Genomic DNA, 2,015 nt, shown 5'->3' with positions numbered 1-2,015 from the left:
TTGTCGACCGTGCAGTGCAGGGAGTCGTCGACCACGTCGGCGACGATGGTGTCGCCGGGGTCGGCCTCGCCGCCGAGGAGCAGGTCGGCGACGCGGTTGTCGAGTTCGGCCTGGATGGTGCGCCGCAGTGGTCGGGCGCCGAACTCCGGCTGGTGGCCGTGGGCGATCAGCAGCTTCTTGGCCGCCTCGGTGACCTTCAGCGTCAGGCCCTGGGCGTGCACCCGCCGTTCGCTCTGGGCCAGCAGGTGGTCCACGATCCGCGAGAGGTCGTCCTGGGTGAGGCCGTGGAAGACGATGATCTCGTCGATGCGGTTGAGGAACTCCGGCAGGAACCGCCCCCGCAGCTCCTGCATCAACTCGTCCTTGAGGTCGGACACGTCGCCCTTGTGGTCGAGGATGCGGTGGGCGCCGATGTTGGAGGTCATGATGACCACGCAGTGCCGGAAGTCGACGGTGCGGCCCTGTCCGTCGGTGAGGCGGCCGTCGTCGAGGATCTGCAGCAGGGTGTTGAAGACGTCGGGGTGGGCCTTCTCCACCTCGTCGAACAGGACCACGCTGTAGGGCTGCCTACGGACCTTCTCAGTGAGCTGGCCGGCCTCCTCGTAGCCGACGTAGCCCGGGGGCGCGCCGACGAGCCGGGCGACCGTGTGCTTCTCCTGGAACTCGCTCATGTCGAAGCGGATCATGCGGTTCTCCTCGCCGAACAGCAGCTCGGCGAGGGTCTTGGCCAGCTCGGTCTTGCCGACGCCGGTGGGGCCGAGGAAGAGGAAGGAGCCCACCGGCCGGCCGGGGTCGCCCATGCCGGCCCGGTTGCGGCGCACGGCCCGCGCGACGGCGGTGACCGCCTCGTCCTGGCCGACGATCCGGGCGTGCATCTCGTCCTCCAGCCGGAGCAGGCGCTCCTTCTCCCCGGCCGTCAGCTGGGAGACCGGGATGCCGGTGCGCCGCGAGATCACGTCCGCGATGTCGTCGGCGGTGACGGAGACGACGCCCTCGCGGCGTTCCTGGATGCCCGCGAGTTCGCCCTCCGCCTGGGCGATCTCGTCCTTCAGCTCGCCCGCCCGGTCGTAGTCCTCGGCTGCGACGGCCTGCTCCTGCTCCCGGCGCAGCTTCGCGATGCGGTCCTCGCGGCTGACGACCTCGGTGGAACGGCTCGCGCTGCGCAGCCGTACCCGGGCGCCCGCCTGGTCCATGACGTCGATCGCCTTGTCGGGCAGGAAGCGGTCGCCGACGTAGCGGTCGGACAGTTCCGCCGCCGCGGTCAGCGCTCCGTCGGCGAAGCGGACCTGGTGGTGCGCCTCGTAGGCGTCGCGCAGGCCTTCCAGGATCTGCACCGTCTCCTCGACCGAGGGCTCGGGGACCATCACCGGCTGGAAGCGGCGTTCGAGGGCGGCGTCCTTCTCGACGTACTTGCGGTACTCGTCGATGGTCGTGGCGCCCACCACGTGCAGTTCGCCGCGCGCGAGGGCCGGCTTGAGCATGTTGCCGGCGTCCATGGAGCTCTCGCCGCTCGCCCCGGCGCCGACGACGGTGTGCAGTTCGTCGATGAACAGGATGATGTCGCCGCGGGCCTGCTGGACGTCCTCGATGACCTTCTTGAGCCGCTCCTCGAACTGTCCCCGGTACTGCGCGCCCGCCACCATGGCGGACAGGTCGAGGGCGACCACCCTCTTGTCCTTCAGCGTGCCCGGGACCTCGCCGGCCACGATGCGCTGGGCCAGTCCCTCCACGATGGCGGTCTTGCCGACGCCGGGCTCGCCGATCAGCACCGGGTTGTTCTTGGAGCGCCGGGAGAGGATCTCGACGGTCTGCTCGATCTCCTCGGCGCGGCCGACGACGGGGTCGAGCTTCCCGGCCTTCGCCTCGTCGGTCAGGTCCCGTCCGTACTCGTCCAGCGTGGTGGCCGGTTTCCCGCCGTCGTCGCCCGCTGTCCCGCCCGAACGGGCGGCCTGCTCGGTGAGCCCCTCCAGCTTGCCGATGTCCTGCCCCTGAGCGCCCAGCAGCCGGGCCGCGCC

General features: G+C 70.7%; 1 protein-coding gene. It reads right to left on the bottom strand.

Annotated features, from left to right (window positions below; translation table 11 throughout):
- Positions 1-2,015: ATP-dependent Clp protease ATP-binding subunit (locus ACFV9J_RS40525; protein WP_385363247.1), on the bottom strand; the 2,015-nt coding region annotated here is incomplete at both ends.

This window comes from Streptomyces sp. NPDC059906 (assembly GCF_042730645.1).
GTDB classification, from domain to species: Bacteria; Actinomycetota; Actinomycetes; order Streptomycetales; family Streptomycetaceae; genus Streptomyces; species Streptomyces rubrogriseus.
The sequence above is the reverse complement of the archived record's forward strand: the minus strand, read 5'-3'. Positions and strand labels throughout refer to the sequence as shown.